The organism is Microbispora bryophytorum (assembly GCF_006874465.1).
In the GTDB taxonomy this organism is placed as follows: domain Bacteria; phylum Actinomycetota; class Actinomycetes; order Streptosporangiales; family Streptosporangiaceae; genus Microbispora; species Microbispora bryophytorum.
The window spans coordinates 59,421-74,466 of record NZ_VIRL01000010.1; the positions used below are offsets into that span (position 1 = coordinate 59,421).

A 15,046-nucleotide genomic window follows, 5' to 3' on the forward strand; every position below is an offset into this window, starting at 1 on the left:
CTAGGGGATCGCACCGGCAGCGCCGTCCGCGCTGCGCGGGGGTGGGGCCACTGGGGCGGCAGGGAGGCAGACCCTGTCCCTGCCGAGCTCCTTTGCACGGTAGAGCGCGAGGTCGGCCGCGGCCAGCAGTTCGATCAGGTCCTCACCGTGAACGTTCATGATGGCCACCCCGGCGGAGACCGTGACCGTGACCATCGCCTGCTCGGTGGGGACCACCATCCGGCCGACGCGGGTGCGCAGCCGCTCGGCCACCCGTCTGGCCTCGTGGACGTCCGCGCCGGGCAGCAGCACGACGAACTCCTCTCCGCCGAACCGCCCCACCACGTCGTACTCGCGCAGCTGCGTCCGGAGGGTGGCCGCCATCTGGGCGAGGACCTGATCGCCCACCAGGTGGCCGTAGGTGTCGTTGACCTTCTTGAAGTGGTCGATGTCGACCAGGACCAGCGCGAGGGCGTCCCCGGTCCGCTGGGCCCTGGCGATCTCCGTGTCCGCCTCCCGCTGCCAGGCGGCCGCGTTCAGCAGGCCCGTCTTCGGATCCGTGCGGGCCGCGGCCTGGAGCTGGGCGTGCAGCAGGCTCCGCTGGAGAAGCACGACGGGCGGCAGCACGAGCAGCAGCAGCGCCAGATTGAGGCCGCAGACGACCGCGACGAGCACGCCGAGGCAGAGCTCGACCGCGTCGAGCAGGACGCGTTCGCGGTCCCACAGGACCTCGCACCAGCGGCCCTCCGGGTCGGACGCGTGCGCCGCCACCGCGATCAGTGCGGTGTTGAGCACCGTGAACAGCACCGCGCAGGCCGCCGCGACCGCGATCGGCCCGCCCTCCCCCGCCGACAGGTGTGGCGGGACGTGGACCCAGTGATGGAAGACGACCGAGGCGGAGGCCGCCGCGAGTCCGATCGCCGCCGCGCTGAACACGCGGCGGTACAGCACGGTCGCCCGCACCCTGAGCTGCAGCAGGATCTGCATCGGTATGGGCGCGAGCAGGGCGTAGACCGGCGGAAGCAGGAACGCCACCGGCAACCACCAGGCGGACAGCAGGTCGCGGGACACACCGGCGGGCATGCCGAGGCGGCGGGTCGCCTCGATGCACACCGCACCGCACGCGGTGAGCGCCCCGAACATGGCGAGGTGGTGAGCGTGGAGCGGGGTCGCCTTCGCCAGCACCGCGATGAGGACCGCGTCGAAGGCCACGATCGCACACACGTAGGCCACGAGGGCGGGCGGCTGGGCCAGCAGCGGCCAGCGACTTCGCAAGCAGATCGCGCTTCGCGGCCTGGCCGAGGTCTGACCGGTTGCCGTCATCCCGCCCCCCAGTAGCCGAAGCCAGTCTCACGATGAGTAACACAATAGTTGCGGAGTGTGCGATGCGCGACGGGAACCACTACCTTGGCACGATGGCCATCTGCATCCGATGGGCCGAGGAGGCGTCTGCGGCGGTTTACCCGACCTGCCTCGCGTCGGCTCCGGCGCAACCGGGTCGCGCAGGCTCCGCCCGTGCCCGCGGTGTCGCCCGGGGCGGCCAAGAGGCGGCCAAGAGCAGGCCGGCTCCACCCGCCGGATGCTACGCGGTGGGGGGAAGCGGCGGCAACGGCAGGGGCAGACCCGGCAGGCCGTCGACACTGGTCGCGACGTGCTCCTTCTTGTGGAAGTACGCGTCGAGCGACTCGTCGGTCTCGCGTTCGAACCGCGAGCCGTGCAGCGGACGGTCCCCTTCGTAGGTCATGAACGGGACGGCGTACCCGCACGTGTCACGGATCTTCTCGGCGGTCACGACGATGATCGCGCGCAGGCCGTGCCGGGCCGGGTCGATGTCCGGAAAGTAGCGCATCAGACCGGCCCAACGGGGATCGTCGCGGAATACCGGCTCACCGCGACCGTGCACCCGCACGATGGTGGGAGGGCCGTCGAAGGCGCACCACATCAGGCTGATGCGGCCGTTCTCGCGGAGGTGGGCGATCGTCTCGGCGTTGCTGCCGGCGAAATCCAGGTAGGCCACGGTGAGTTCGTCGATCACGGCGAACGAACCGGTCAGGCCCTTGGGTGAAAGGTTGACGGTGCCCTCGCCGGCCAGCGGCGCGGTCGCTGTGAAGAAGATGTGCTGCGCCTCGATAAAGGCGCGCAATCTGCCATCTATCCGCTCGTAGCTCTTCCCCATGGCCCGATTATGACCGGGGCGCGACGCAGAGGCGGGGACGGCGCGGTGGGAGCGAGGGCGTGGGAGCGGGGACGGCTCAGGGTCGCGAACACCGAAGTCCTCGGCGGGGTCCCACGACGAGGGATGCGGGTCAGACGCCCGGCGGGGCGAGCACGATGTCGAAGCGCACCCTGGTCCAGGTGCCTTCGATCATCCGCCCGTCGGGGGTCGGAGTGCCGGCCGGCTGCCGCTCGAACTTCTTGATCAGCGACTCCTTGACCCCGAAGACGGAGTCGTTCCAGCCGATCGGGTCGCCCTCGGGAAAGATGTGCGTCACCAGCGTGCGCCCGTTCTCGTGGCTGACCATGAAGTGCAGGTGCGATGCCCGCAGCGGGGAGCGGCCGACCGCGGTGAGCATCTGCCCGACCGGGCCGTCGTCCGGGATCGGGTAGGGCGTCGGGGTCAGCGCCCAGAACCGGTAGCCGCCGTCCTCGGCCGAGAACAGGTGACCACGTGCGGAGCGCCTGGGCACGTCGTACTGCACGTCATAGAGGCCGGCCTCGTCGGCCTCCCAGACCTCGATGCGCGCGCCCTCGAGCGGGTTGCCGTCGGTGTCGGTCACCGTGCCCTCGACCCAGCAGGGCTCTCCCGGCGCGCCCAAGGCGACGTCGCCGCCGAGCCCGACGTGCGGGGCGTCCTCGACGAAGAACGGGCCGAAGACCGTCGCCTCCGTGGCGTCCTTGTACGCCGCGTTGTTGACGTTGATGGTCTGCATTGAGGCACCGAGGGTGTCCGACAGCAGGATGAACTCCTGACGCACGTCGTCGGTGATGTGACCGGCCCTGGTGAGGAAGTCGATCGCGGCGCCCCACTCCTGCTCGGTCAGTCGCACCTCGCGGATGAAAGCGTGCAGGTGCTCGACCAGGGCGACCATCAGCTCCTTCAGCCTCGGGTCGGGGCAGTCGGCGAAGGAGGCGACGACGTTCTCGACCAGCTTGGCCTCGACGGCCTCCTGCCCGGCACCGATCTCCCGATGGACGCGGCCCTGAGTGCCGGCCTGGGCCGATCCCGGGTCCCCATGGATGCTCATCGACGCTCTCCTTCCCACGCAGCACGCAACAGCGCAGTGAGGTTCTCTTCGGTCACGGAGGTCGGGTTGCCGGCCGGTAGGGCGGCCATGATCGGCGCGACCGCCTTGGTGATGCCTTCTTCGGGCATCCCGTAGTCCTTCAGCGCACGCGGCGCGCCGACCTCCGCCCGCAGCGCCGCCAGCCCCTCGACGGCGGTGGCGGCGCCGAAGGCCGCCGCCATGCGCCGCTCGGCCTCGGGCGCGCCCGGAGCGTTGAAGGCCAGCACGTGCGGGAGCACGACGGCGTGGGTCTGCGCGTGGGGCAGGTCGAACATGCCGCCGAGCACGTGGCAGATCTTGTGGTGCAGTCCCGAGCCGGCCGACGCGAACGCGACCGCGGCGAGGTAGGCGCCGTACAGCGTCTGCTCGATGCCCTCGATCGCGCCGCCGTCCGCCGTGACGACGGGCAGCCCGGCGGTCAGTGCGCGGATGCCCTCGCCCGCCAGTGCCCGGTCGACCGGGTCCGCCCGCGGTCCCCACATCGAGTCGACGCAGTGGGCCAGCGCGTTGAGCCCCGACGCCACGCTCATGTCCGCGGGCAGCAAGGTGAGCAGCCCGGCGTCGTAGACGATCGAGCGCGGCAGCACCTTGTCGTCGACGCCGGTGGTCTTGGTCCCGCCCTCGGTCAGGCCCCAGACGTTGGTCGCCTCGGAGCCCGCGTAGGTGGTCGGGACGGCGATGACCGGCAGGCCGGTCGTCATGGCGACGGCCTTGCCCAGCCCGGTGGCCGACCCCCCGCCCACGGTGACCACGACGTCGGCCTCGGCGGCCGCGGCGGCCCTTCGCGCCCGGCCGGCCACCTCGACCGGGACGTGCATGACGACCTCCTCATGCCGCAGCACGACCGGCAGCCGTGTCGCGATCGGGTCGGCGAGGGCGGCCGCGCGGCCGGAGGCGATCAGCATGACCCGCCGGGCGCCGAGGAGGGAGACCTCCTCGGCCACGGCCTCCGGCGAGCCGCCGGAGGCGAAAACGACGCGCTGCGGCAGCGTCGCGTGGACGAACCTCATGCCCGCCCCAGCAGCTTCGGCAGCGCCGCGCGCAGGGCGCCGGCCGGGTCGTCGGGCAGGCTCATCGCACGCCGGGCGATGTGCGCGTCGGGGCGGACCAGCAGCACGCCTGACTCCTCTGTCTCTCGAAGTTTGGCCCGGTCATAGTACAGATCGGTGATTTCAGGACAGGGATCGACCCGGCCAAGACCCGTGAGGCCCTGAGGTCCGTGGACACCCCACTAAGCCGCCAGTGCGGGCGGGAGCCAGGCGGCGTCGCCGTTGTCCCGCACGGCACGCTCCGGGTCCGTCGCCCCGTCCGAGGCCGGGTCCGTCGCCCCGTCCGTCGTGCTTCCCGTTGTGCCTTCCTCGGCGTCGATCTCCGCCGTGCCGCCGGTCCGCGGCGCCTCGTCGCCCTGCCAGGCTCCGGCGGCCGCCAGCGTTCCGGCCACCGACGAAGCCGCGTCGTTCGCGCCCCGCGCGCCGACGAGGGCGTCGAACGCCTCGTCGTCTCCGCCGCCAACGGACGCCGCGCTGGGCCCACTGAGCCCGCTGGAACCGCTGGGAGCGGTCAGCTCCCATTCCCGCGTCGCGTCTTCCATCGCGTGGCGCTCGCCGTCGCTCGGCGCGCCCGCCGAGTAGGCCCGGATCGGCTTCTCGAACGTGGCGATGCCCCACTTCAGGTCATGGCCCACCGAGCTGGCCTCGATCTCCGCCCAGAACCGCTGCTCGCCGTCGCGCTCGAACTGCTTGATCCGCAACTTGCCGTACACCACGACCGGGTGTCCCCTGCGGATCGACTGCTGCACGTTGTCCGCCAGCCCGCGGTAGCAACGAACGGTGTAATAGGTGGTGTCCCTGGTCTGCCAGGTGTTGGTCTGCTGGTCGAGGACACGCCTGTTGACGGCCATCCGCATCGAGGTGACACGCGAGCCGTCGCGGAACTGATACTGCCGGGGGTCGTCGGTGACGTTCCCGCTCAGCGTGACGTAGATGTCGTTCATCGAAGTGCCTCCCCGGCCCGGTCACTCGCCGGGCTCGGGGGACACACTGGCCGCGCATCGCACAGCCTCACGGGCCAGAAACCCGTTCTGTGGATGAAGCCACGCCTGTGGGCAACGCTCCGGGCCGCCCCGCTCGACGGGAAGCGGGGGGCGGGAGGTCCGGCGCGGGGCGGCGCGTCCCGCGGCAGGCGTTCGACGCCCGGCCGCGCCCGTCCCGGCGGCAGGTGCTCAACGCCCGCCGCGTCCGTCGGGCGGCAGACGTTCAGCGAAAGGCGTTCAGCGCCGGGCGGCCGCCATCGCGCCGAAATACTCGTTGTAGCGGTTCAGCTCGCGCTCGACCGGCTCGACGACCATGTTCTGCGCCAGGACGCCCACACGGCGTCTCATGTCGCGCTCAAGCCGGTCGCGTTCCTTGCCCGCGGCGAGCACCACGAAGTTCCTGCTCGCCATGGCCGAGAACAAGCCAAGTCCGAGGACGCTGATCATCATCAGCCCCACCCAGGGCAGCACGGCCACGTCACCGAGGACCTCGGCCGGCGGACGGCCCGCCTTGAACACGCCGTACGCCAGGATCGCGCCCGCCCAGGCGAGGCTCGCGACGAACATGAGCACCAGGAGGTACTGCCAGATCTTCAGGAGCCACCACCAGACGGGCACCCGGTCGAGCGGCGGAGCCACCTCCGCCAGCTCCTCCGACAGCGCCTCGGGAAGCTCGTCCACCCGCGAGCGGGCCGCCTCGCGGACGCCGTCGCGCCACACCTCCGGCATGCCGGCCGTCAGCCCGTCGGCGAGCGCCTGCACCGCGTTGTCCACCTCGGCGGGCTGAGCGGTGACCGAACTCGCGACAAGGCCGCGGATGTCGTCCTTCACGCCCCCCAGCCGCAGGCTCTTGAGCGGATCGGGCCGCAGCCGGGCCGCCCAGCGCGCGTACGGCCAGCCGACCCAGTCGGCCGACCGGACGGCGTGCACGTTCTCGAGGGCCTCACCGAGAGCGGAGACGCCGACGGCGTCGCACAGCGCTTCGGCCAGCCCGGCACGCCGCGCGCCGTCCACCGTGGACTCCACCCGCAGCAGCTCCGGCACGTCCTTCACCAGGCGCAGCACCAGCCGGTCGAGGTCGGCCTCCAGGCGCTGGTAGGCCGCCCGCCGGGCGGCCACGGACTCGGCCAGGACGGCCTTCAGGCTGTCGACGCCCTTGCCGGTGGTCGCGGACGTCGCGACCACCCGGGGATCGGCCACGCCCTCGCGCCGGAGAAGGTCCTCCAGGTCGGCCACGCACTCCGCCTGCTCCTCCGGAGTGAGCCGGTCGGACTGGTTCAGCACGAAGACCGTCACCGCGTCGTGCCCGGTCAGCTCGGTCACGTAACGCCGGTGCACCGAGGCGTCGGCGTACTTCTGCGGGTCGAGGACCCACACGATGAGGTCGGCCGTCTGGATCAGCCGGTGGGCCTCGTGGTCGGTGAGCGCGCGGATCGAGTCGTGGTCGGGCAGGTCGAGCAGGATCAGCCCGTGCAACTGGCTCTCGCCCTTGTCGAGGGCGCTGGCGCGGGCGAACCGGTGCCGCCACTGGATCTGCAGCCAGTCGAGCAGCGGGCCCGCGCCGTCGATGCCCCACACGCAGGCGTGGGTGCGCGCGGTGGTCGGCCTGCGTACGCCGATGGGCGAAAGCTCCAGCCCGGAGACGGCGTTGAACAGGGACGACTTCCCGCTGCCCGTGCCACCGGCGAGCGCGACGACCGTGTGGTCGGACGACAGCTTGAGCCGGTCGCCCGCGCGCAGTAGGAGCTGGGCGGCATCCGTGACCAGCGCCGGGTCGAGCCGGCCCTGCCCCAGCTCAACGATCCTGGCCAGGGCGGCGAGTCTGGAGCCGAGCCCGTGCCGCCTCTCGGCGGTGCTGACAGCCGTCATGGATTCCTCACCGTGGTGCCGGAGACGTACCCGAGCGTGATCTGCCGGATCGGCTGCGTCATCGTGCGACCTCGAGGTTGTACGTTGCCTGGTAGAGCCGCGTCGCCGCGGCCTCGTCCGGGATCCCGGCGCTGTCGAGCACGTCGACATACCGGAGGGTCTCCTCGTCGAAGAGCAGGCCGACGCGGGCGCGCAGATCGCTGCGGGCCTTGGCGCTGATATTGCGCAGCGACTCGGCGCCGAGCAGGCCGCGCAGCAGCCGCTGGGGCAGTGCGCCGGCGCCCGCGCCCGCCGGCGCGTCCGTGGCGCCGTAGCCGAGCAGGCCGATCATGAAGATCAGCGAGAGCGAATCGACATCGAACGAGATCAGCTTGGCCACCGACCGCTTGGTCACGCCCTCGGTGCGGATGAGCTCGGTGACGTGGTCCTGCCAGGCGGCGATGGTCCTGGTGGTCCTGCGGGCGATTTCCTCCGCCGGGCGGCCGAGCCCCGGAGTCGCGGCCAGGCGGTCGCCCGCGCCTGCCCGCTGCCGCCAGCGCGCGACCGCCTCCTCGGTGGCCTGCTGGACGGCCGAGTTGACCAGCGCTTCGAGGCCCGCCCGCACGGCGGCCCTCAGCCCGCGCACCCGCTCGGGGCCCTGCGAGTGGCCCTTGCCCCCGCGGCGCAACCGGAGGGTGCGCATGAGGTCACCCGAGCCGGCGAAGTCCTGCCACCGGGCGAGCACCTCCCCGCGCAGCAGCGAGCCGTCCCTGGTCGCCTCGTCGATCCGCGCCAGGGCGCCCATGTAGGCCGCGTCGACGTCGGAGCGCAGATCGGCGCGCAGGGCGACCTGGGTCTCAAGATGCCGGGCGAGCGCGGGCAGCCGGGTGCGGAAGCTGTTCAGCACGCCGTTCAGCGTCGCCTTGACCGCCGCATCCCGCCGCTCGTCGTCGACGGACAACGCCGACAGCCACATGCGGAGATCCGCGATCTCGATCTCGGGCAGCCGCCCGTCACGTACGGACGTCTCGTTGATGACGAAGCGTTCGACCTCGCCCAGGCCGTACTCGTGCAGCATCCGGCCGAAGTGCTTCACGACGACCTCGCGGGACCTCGGCGGCACGCGGGACAGCACGATGACCAGGCGCGCCCCGCGTTCCTTGGCCCGGCGCAGCAGGCTCCAGGACGGCGCGTCGGCGTACCGGGACGCCGTGGTGACGAAGACCCACAGGTCGGCGGCGTCCAGCATGCGGTGCGCGATCTCGTGGTGCTCCTCCACGACCGAGTCGATGTCGGGCGTGTCGAGCAGCGCGATTCCCCGGGGCAGTGACGGGCTCGACGTCAGCACCACGCTGTCAGGCGTGGCGTCCCGTGTGGGTTCTGCGAGTCTTTCCACGCCTCCGAGAAGATCGCCGCGCGCATACCACTCGCGGTTGTCGGGGTGACAGACGATCAAGGGCGTCGACGTGGTCGGGCGGCGCACTCCCGTGGCCGAGACCCTCCCCCCGGCGAGCGAGTTGACGATGGTGGACTTGCCCGCTCCCGTCGAGCCGGCCACGGCGATCAGCGCGGGCGCGGTGCTCATGTGGACGCGCGGGATGACGTAGTCGTCGAGTTGCGCCAGGACCGCCGCCTGCGCCTTGCGCGCCTCATCGGAGCCCGGCACGTCGAGACCGAAGTGCAGGCCCTTCACCGCCGTGCGGAGCTGGTTGAGCGCCTCGGTCAGCGCCGCCGAGACCGGCTCTGGCATCGCGAACGAACCGGCCCGATCGCCGTCGAGCTCGTCGCCGTCGGGATTGTCGCCGTCAAGCTCGTCGGCGGCGTGCTCCGTGCCCTCGGCGCGCTCTGTGTGCTCGGCCCGCTCTGTGCCCTCGGCGTGCTCGGTGCTGTGCTCGGGGTTCTCGGCGGGCTCAGCGTGCTCGTCGGCGTCTTCAGCGCCCTCCGGGTCGTCCTCAGGGTCCGCCGAAGGGTCCGCCGGGCCTTCGGCGTCCGCCGAGTCGTCGGCGTCTGGTGCGTCCTGTTCGCCGTCGCCGGCCGCCGGCCCGCCGTCGGTCTCCTCGGCCACCGCGTCCTGCAGGGCCCTGCCGGGCCCGGCAGGCCGTACGGGGTCGTCCTCGGCCTCGGGGACGTCCTCATGGGAGGGCTCGGCCTCGGTCGCGTCCACGGCGAACCCGGCGGACCCGGCGGACGGCCGCCCGCCCGGACCCGAGTGAGGCGAAGTGAGCTCCGGCGCGGGCTCGTCGTCGCGGATCGGGCGGAACGCGATGGTCTGCTCACCCGGCGACTCCGGGTGCTGCGCCATGTCCGGCTCCTCGGTCACAGCATCGCCGGAACCCGCACCGGCCCCGTGGTCGGGCGTGTTCCTGGCTGCCGATCTCACGGGACCCGCTCCGCTCGCACCATTTCGATCTCCTGGCCGACCTTGACGACCTCGCCGACGATCACGATCGCCGGAGGCCGCACTCCGGCCGCGGTCATCCGTTCCGCCACAGTCGACAACGTCGCGGCAACGGCTCGCTGGGTCGGAAGAGTACCGTCCTGTACCACCATCACGGGAGTTTCCGGTGAACGTCCGTCTCGGACCAGCGTTTCGGCGATCTCCTTGATCCTTTCGACCGCCATGAGAAGTATCAGGGTTCCCGTCGATCGCGCCAATCCGGGCCAGTCGACGGTGGACGCGGGGTCGTCGGGCGCGACGTGCACGGAGATGACGTGGAACTCCTGGCTCACCCCACGATGGGTGACCGGGACCCCGGCCGCCCCTGGCACCGCGACCGCGCTGGTGATCCCGGGCACCACGGTCACCGGGATGCCCGCCCGGGCACAGGCGATCATCTCCTCGCCGCCCCGGCCGAAGACGAACGGATCCCCGCCCTTCAGCCGTACGACGAACCTGCCCTTGCGGGCGTGCTCGATGAGCAGTTCGTTGATCTTCTCCTGGGGCAGCGACCGGCCATAGGGCACCTTCGCCGCGTCGATCAGCTCGACGTCGGGCGACAGCTCGTCCAGGAGCGCGCGGGGCGCGAGGCGGTCGGCCACGACCACGTCGGCCTGGGCCAGGAGCTGGCGTCCCCGCACGGTGATCAGGCCGGGGTCGCCGGGACCGCCGCCCACCAGTGCGACACCGACCGGCTTGGTGCGGTGCCGCCGGGCGTCCACGGTGCCGTCGCGCAGCGCGCCCACGATCGCGTCGCGGATGCCGGCCGCCCGGCGGGGATCGCCACCGGCGGTGACCGCCACGCCGACCTCGTCCACCCGCCCGCTGGCGGGGGTCCAGGCCGCGGAGGCGTCCTTGTCGTCGGCCCGCACGCACCAGATGCGCTTGGCCTCGGCCTCGGCGGCGACCGCAGTGTTGACGTCGCGGTGGTCGGTGCAGGCGTGCACCAGCCAGGCGCCGTCGCAGTCGCCGACCTGGTAGGGCCGCCGCTCCCAGGTCACCCGGCCCGTGGCGATGAGATCGTCCAGCGCCGGGGTGACACTGGGCGAGACCAGGGTGACGGAGGCCCCGGCGTCGAGCAGTGCGGGGATCCGTCGCTGAGCGACGTGTCCGCCGCCGACCACGAGCACACGCCGCCCATCGAGGCGGAGGCCGAGCAGGTAGGGCGCCATGACCCCTGTCTCCCTATCGCGTCAAGCGTGCATTGTTAGGAGGCAAACCTACCCGCTGGGCTCGGGCGACATTCACAGGATGAGACTTGTGAGTCCACGGGGCGGTCGCCCGCGCCCCGCGCGGCGCTCACTCGCCCTTGTCCGCCACGCCCGCGGAGTCGAAGGTGGCGACCTCGTGCATGACCCGCGCCGCCGCGCTGACCAGAGGGTGGGCGAGCAGCCCGCCGGTTCCCTCCCCGAGGCGCAGCCGCAGGTCGACGAGCGGGTCGAGGCCCAGGTGGGCCAGCGCGACCGCGTGACCGGGCTCGGCCGAGCGGTGCCCGGCCAGGCAGTAGCCGATCGCGTCGGGCGCGAGCGCGCCCGCCACCAGGGCCGCGGCTCCGGCGATCACCCCGTCGAGGATGACGGGCACCCGGGCCGCGGCGGCGCCGAGCACGAAACCGGCGATCGCCGCGTGCTCCAGGCCGCCGACCGCCGCGAGCACCCGCAGCGCCTCGTCGGGCCCGGCGGGTACGGCTGCCGCCTCGGTGATCCCGTTGGCCCGCAGGCCCCGCCGTACGATTTCGATCTTGTGCTCGTAGGTGGTGTCGTCGACGCCGGTCCCCCGGCCGGTGACCCCGGCGGCGGGCCTGCCGGTGAAGGCGCAGATCAGGGCGGCCGACGCGGTGGTGTTCGCGATGCCCATGTCGCCGGTGACGAGGCAGCGCCCACCCGCGTCCACCAGGTCGCGGGCGACCTCGATTCCGGCCGTCAGGGCGGCGGTGGCCTGCTCCCGCGTCATCGCGGGCCCCTGCGACAGGTCGGCCGTGCCGTACGCGACCTTGCGGGCGAGCAGCCGGGGCGCGGGCGCCAGGTCGGCCGCGACGCCCACGTCCACCACGGTCACCGACGCGCCCACCTCGGCGGCGAAGGCGTTGGCGACCGCTCCTCCCGCGGTGAAGTTGGCCACCATCTGCGCGGTGACCTCCTGCGGCCAGGGGCTGACCCCCTGCGCGTGCACGCCGTGGTCGGCGGCGAAGATCGCCAGGGCGGCCGGGACCGGGAGCGGCGGCGGGCACGTCCCGGCGATGCCGGCGAGCCGCACCGCGACGTCCTCGAGCACTCCGAGCGAGCCGCTGGGCTTGGTGAGCCTGTCCTGGTAGGCCCTGGCCTCCGTCATGGGGCCGGGCTCGACCGGGCGGATGGCGCCGATCGTCTCGCCGAGGGACGTCATGCTCTCTCCTTCTGCGCGGCGGCTACACCGCGCTGGCGATTCCGGGCTGGGGGAGCGGCCCGTCCGGCGCATCGCCGCGGGGCTCCTCCCCCGCCTCGCCGCGGCCGGCCACGCCGATCATGCTATCGGCCTCGATCTCGCCGTCCGTTTCCGGTTCCGGTGTCTCGGCGTCGAGCGCCTCGGCACCGAAGACGCCCACGCCGAGCGACTCCAGCTCCAAGGGCGCAGGGTCGGCAGGCTCGCGGCTCAGCGGCTCTGCGCCGGCGTTCCGGGTCGCGTCCAGCCGAGCGGCGATGTCGGTCACGCGGCCGGCGCCGTTCCCGGCGTGACCCGCGGCCGGCCTGCGCCCCGCGGGGAACGGCCGGGCCGGCGACAGCACCGCGGACGGGCGGCGCGCGGCCGGCGCCGAGGACTGGCCGCCCCCGGCGAGGGCCTCCTCATACCTGTCGATCACCACGTCGGCGAGGCCCTCGCAGTCACCGATCACCTCGGCGCAGCGGATGTCGAGGCCCTCGTGGTTGGCGCCGTACGCCAGCGCCTGCGCCCAGATGCGTTCGAGGACTCCGCCGGCGAACAGGACGTACGGCAGGACGATCACGCGCTTGGCGCCGAGCCTGCGGCAGCGCTCCAGGCCGCCCGGCACGCCGGGGCGGGTGTGCGACACGTAGGCGGTCTCCACGGTCAGCAGGTCGGGGGCGTGGGTCTCCCAGAACAGCCGCGAGACCCGGTGCACCTCGGCGTTGACGGCGGGGTCGGTGGAGCCGTGCCCGACCAGGACGACCGCGGTCTCGCCGGGCGCGATCTCGGCGGGCGGCTCGTCGGCCACGAACCTCGGCATCTCGGCGCGGGCGTCGGCGAGCCGCTCCGCGAGCAACTTGAGCACCCGCGGGTCGGGCCCGAGGGGGCGGCCGAGGTCGTATTCGAGCGTGGGGTGCCGCTCCTGCTCCAGGGCCATGGTGCCGGGGATGTCCCCGAGCGCGCGCCGGTCGCCGGTCAGGCTGAGCGGCACAGCGATCAGGTGGTGGTGCCCCCGGGCCACGAGAGAGGCGATGGAGTCGCCGAGCGGGGGGCGGGCGTTCGTGATGAAGCCGCCGCTCACCTCGGCGGGAAGCCCGTCGAGGCGGCAGCGAAGGCGGTGAACGAACCTGCCGAACTCGGCGACGCCGGTCTCATCGTGGGTGCCGTGGCCGATGAGCAGCAGCGGCGGTTTCATCTAGCTGATCTCCCCTGCAGTTGACCTGCGTGTCGTTCACAATCCCCCGCCCCTGCCCCCGATCCGGGCCGGCGCCGCCCGTGCGCATGCCCGGACGGAGTCTCCCGCTTCTGGACGCGCGCTCACCGGCCTGCGGGAGGGTCACGGCTGGCGAGGATAGCCTTCCGGCCCCCAATCATGGTGGCCGCTTGACCGATGGCACAGGGACTAGGGGGATTCTTTACCTATTGCCAGGAAATTTCCCCGTTGAGCATGCCGAACAGGACGGCGTCGGCCCAGCCCCCCGGGATCGGCAGCACCTGCCGCATGATGCCCTCCTCGATGAACCCGGCCTTCCTCGCGACCGCCTGACTCGCGCGGTTGCCCGTCGCGACCAGCAGGTGAACCCGGTGGAAGCCGAGGTCGAACAGGTAGGCCGCCGCCAGCTGCGTGGCCTCCACCGCGTACCCCTTGCGGCGGGCCCACGGCGCGATCCAGTACCCCAGTTCGGCGTCCCCGCGTTCGTGGTCCTCACGCTGCACGCCGATGGCTCCGGCGAGCCGTTCCCCGTCCTTCGGCTGTATCGCGAAGTTGCCACCATAGCCGGGGCCGTTCGCGTGCGCGAGCCGGGTGCACCACTCCAGCGCGCGCTCCAGCGTGTAGCCCTCGGCCCACGGCATCCAGCGGGCGATCTCGGAGTCGCCCTTCACCGCCTCGACGACGTCGAAGGCGTCCCGCCGGGCGAACGGCCGCAGGACCAGCCGCTCGCTCTCGATCCTGCGGCGCGGGACCCAGCGCTCGTCGCCGCGCAGCCGGCCGAAGACCACCAGGTCGTGCGGGCCGTCGTCCTCGAATCCCGCGCCGCGGAGCAGTCCCTCACGGGTGAAGCCGGCCTTCTCCGCGACCCTGACCGACGCGAGGTTGTCGGCGTTGGCCCGCAGCTCGATCCGCCTCAGCGGGCCCTCCCCGAGCAGGCGGCCGACGAGCCCGCGGACCGCCTCGGTCGCGTAACCCCGGCGGCGGTAGGCGGGATGCACGCCGTATCCCACCTCCGCGGTGCCCGCGCCCCACAGGGTCTTGAAGACGCTGATCGACCCGACCACGCCGTCCCGCGCGTGCATCGCGAGGTGGATCCCCTGGCCCGAGCGCCACAGTTCGTGCACGCCGTGGGACAGCCACTGGGCGATCGCGGACGGGTGCCCGGGCGCGCCCGGCGGCAGCGCGGTGGGGTGCGCGCCGTCCTCGATGACGGCTCGCACCTGGCCCGCGTCCCCAGGCCGGAACGGCCGCAGGATCAGCCGTTCGGTGTTGATCGTCAGCCGCTCGTCGAACAATGCGTCACTCCATCACATAAGCGGATTTTTCGCCCGCCGCAGATTATGTGGGGCACAGCCTCACCTGACCCGATGTTTGGGGCAGGCGGTCCGGGTACGAGGCACGTCAGTGACCCTAATCGGGAGGTGAGGTCATGAGTATCCAACGCGGCAGCGCCAAGCACGGCCGCCGGATCGACGAGGAGCAGAAGCACGAGACGCAAGGCCTCGTGCAGGGCGGCGGAACCAGCCGGGCGGAGGAGTGGCGCGAGCCCGAGCCGACGCAGCAGCCAGAAGAGGACATGTCACCGCCGCGCCGGCAGCCGCCCGGCCGCGAACCCGGGACCCCGCTCGGCATCACCCCCGCCGACGTCGAACGCCGCAGCCACCTCGCCACCTGGCTCAGCGACACCGGTTTCCCCGCCGACCCGGCCAAACTACTCGCCCACGCGGAACGCAAGAACGCCCCCGAGGCCGTGATCGACGCCGTACGGCGGCTGCCCGACATGAGGTTCCACAACATCGGGGAGGTGGCGGAGGCGCTCGGACTCGGAGTGGAACGGCAGCGCTGGTAGG

At 72.5% G+C, this 15,046-nt stretch carries 13 protein-coding genes; 1 reads left to right on the forward strand and 12 read right to left on the reverse strand.

From position 1 onward, the window contains the following. The 12 genes from FLX07_RS19100 to FLX07_RS19155 form a co-directional block, all read right to left on the reverse strand. Window positions 1-1,302 carry a GGDEF domain-containing protein gene (locus tag FLX07_RS19100; RefSeq protein ID WP_142572178.1) on the reverse strand — a complete coding sequence of 434 codons (1,302 nt, stop codon included), beginning with the start codon at window positions 1,300-1,302 and terminating at the stop codon, window positions 1-3. A gap of 259 nt (window positions 1,303-1,561) precedes the next feature. Next, a complete protein-coding gene (locus tag FLX07_RS19105) occupies window positions 1,562-2,155 on the reverse strand; it encodes a pyridoxamine 5'-phosphate oxidase family protein (RefSeq protein WP_142572179.1) in 594 nt (197 codons plus the stop codon). Window positions 2,156-2,285: 130 nt separating this feature from the next. Next, window positions 2,286-3,224 (reverse strand): dioxygenase family protein, encoded by a 939-nt coding sequence (locus FLX07_RS19110; protein WP_142572180.1) that lies wholly within the window; start codon window positions 3,222-3,224, stop codon window positions 2,286-2,288. Beyond that, window positions 3,221-4,273 carry a maleylacetate reductase gene (locus FLX07_RS19115; RefSeq protein ID WP_142572181.1) on the reverse strand — a complete coding sequence of 351 codons (1,053 nt, stop codon included), beginning with the start codon at window positions 4,271-4,273 and terminating at the stop codon, window positions 3,221-3,223. The genes FLX07_RS19110 and FLX07_RS19115 overlap by 4 nt, the downstream gene beginning before the upstream one ends. Beyond that, a complete protein-coding gene (locus tag FLX07_RS38720) occupies window positions 4,270-4,380 on the reverse strand; it encodes a hypothetical protein (protein ID WP_341874014.1) in 111 nt (36 codons plus the stop codon). The genes FLX07_RS19115 and FLX07_RS38720 overlap by 4 nt, the downstream gene beginning before the upstream one ends. 114 nt (window positions 4,381-4,494) lie before the next feature. After that, complete coding sequence (locus FLX07_RS19125) at window positions 4,495-5,256, reverse strand: single-stranded DNA-binding protein (RefSeq protein ID WP_142572182.1); 762 nt, start codon at window positions 5,254-5,256, stop codon at window positions 4,495-4,497. Between the two features lie 276 nt (window positions 5,257-5,532). Further along, the gene (locus tag FLX07_RS19130; RefSeq protein WP_142572183.1) at window positions 5,533-7,164 is read right to left on the reverse strand and encodes a GTPase; all 1,632 of its coding nucleotides are present in this window, start codon (window positions 7,162-7,164) and stop codon (window positions 5,533-5,535) included. Between the two features lie 58 nt (window positions 7,165-7,222). After that, window positions 7,223-9,445, reverse strand: a complete 2,223-nt coding sequence (locus FLX07_RS19135) for a dynamin family protein (protein WP_142572184.1) — start codon at window positions 9,443-9,445, stop codon at window positions 7,223-7,225. 74 nt (window positions 9,446-9,519) lie between these two features. Continuing rightward, window positions 9,520-10,752: a uroporphyrinogen-III C-methyltransferase gene (gene cobA, locus FLX07_RS19140; RefSeq protein ID WP_142572185.1), complete on the reverse strand. Its 1,233-nt coding sequence runs from the start codon at window positions 10,750-10,752 to the stop codon at window positions 9,520-9,522. Window positions 10,753-10,879: 127 nt separating this feature from the next. Then, window positions 10,880-11,965, reverse strand: a complete 1,086-nt coding sequence (cobT, locus tag FLX07_RS19145) for a nicotinate-nucleotide--dimethylbenzimidazole phosphoribosyltransferase (protein ID WP_142572186.1) — start codon at window positions 11,963-11,965, stop codon at window positions 10,880-10,882. A 22-nt stretch (window positions 11,966-11,987) separates the two neighbouring features. Next, window positions 11,988-13,178, reverse strand: coding sequence for a sirohydrochlorin chelatase (locus FLX07_RS19150; RefSeq protein ID WP_223854080.1), 1,191 nt, complete (start codon window positions 13,176-13,178; stop codon window positions 11,988-11,990). Between the two features lie 224 nt (window positions 13,179-13,402). Then, window positions 13,403-14,491 carry a GNAT family N-acetyltransferase gene (locus FLX07_RS19155; RefSeq protein ID WP_142572187.1) on the reverse strand — a complete coding sequence of 363 codons (1,089 nt, stop codon included), beginning with the start codon at window positions 14,489-14,491 and terminating at the stop codon, window positions 13,403-13,405. A 134-nt stretch (window positions 14,492-14,625) separates the two neighbouring features. Between FLX07_RS19155 and FLX07_RS19160 the strand changes: the two genes are divergently transcribed. After that, on the forward strand, window positions 14,626-15,045 hold the full coding sequence (locus FLX07_RS19160) for a DUF2795 domain-containing protein (protein ID WP_142572188.1): 420 nt from the start codon (window positions 14,626-14,628) through the stop codon (window positions 15,043-15,045). The last annotated feature ends 1 nt before the right edge of the window (window position 15,046 follow it).

Bases quoted from the DNA above. Each gene is read 5' to 3' on its own strand.
- FLX07_RS19100 (WP_142572178.1), bottom strand. From the start codon at position 1,302: ATGACGGCAACCGGTCAGACCTCGGCCAGGCCGCGAAGCGCGATCTGC.
- FLX07_RS19105 (WP_142572179.1), bottom strand. From the start codon at position 2,155: ATGGGGAAGAGCTACGAGCGGATAGATGGCAGATTGCGCGCCTTTATC.
- FLX07_RS19110 (WP_142572180.1), bottom strand. From the start codon at position 3,224: ATGAGCATCCATGGGGACCCGGGATCGGCCCAGGCCGGCACTCAGGGC.
- FLX07_RS19115 (WP_142572181.1), bottom strand. From the start codon at position 4,273: ATGAGGTTCGTCCACGCGACGCTGCCGCAGCGCGTCGTTTTCGCCTCC.
- FLX07_RS19125 (WP_142572182.1), bottom strand. From the start codon at position 5,256: ATGAACGACATCTACGTCACGCTGAGCGGGAACGTCACCGACGACCCC.
- FLX07_RS19130 (WP_142572183.1), bottom strand. From the start codon at position 7,164: ATGACGGCTGTCAGCACCGCCGAGAGGCGGCACGGGCTCGGCTCCAGA.
- FLX07_RS19135 (WP_142572184.1), bottom strand. From the start codon at position 9,445: ATGGCGCAGCACCCGGAGTCGCCGGGTGAGCAGACCATCGCGTTCCGC.
- cobA (WP_142572185.1), bottom strand. From the start codon at position 10,752: ATGGCGCCCTACCTGCTCGGCCTCCGCCTCGATGGGCGGCGTGTGCTC.
- cobT (WP_142572186.1), bottom strand. From the start codon at position 11,965: ATGACGTCCCTCGGCGAGACGATCGGCGCCATCCGCCCGGTCGAGCCC.
- FLX07_RS19150 (WP_223854080.1), bottom strand. From the start codon at position 13,178: ATGAAACCGCCGCTGCTGCTCATCGGCCACGGCACCCACGATGAGACC.
- FLX07_RS19160 (WP_142572188.1), top strand. From the start codon at position 14,626: ATGAGTATCCAACGCGGCAGCGCCAAGCACGGCCGCCGGATCGACGAG.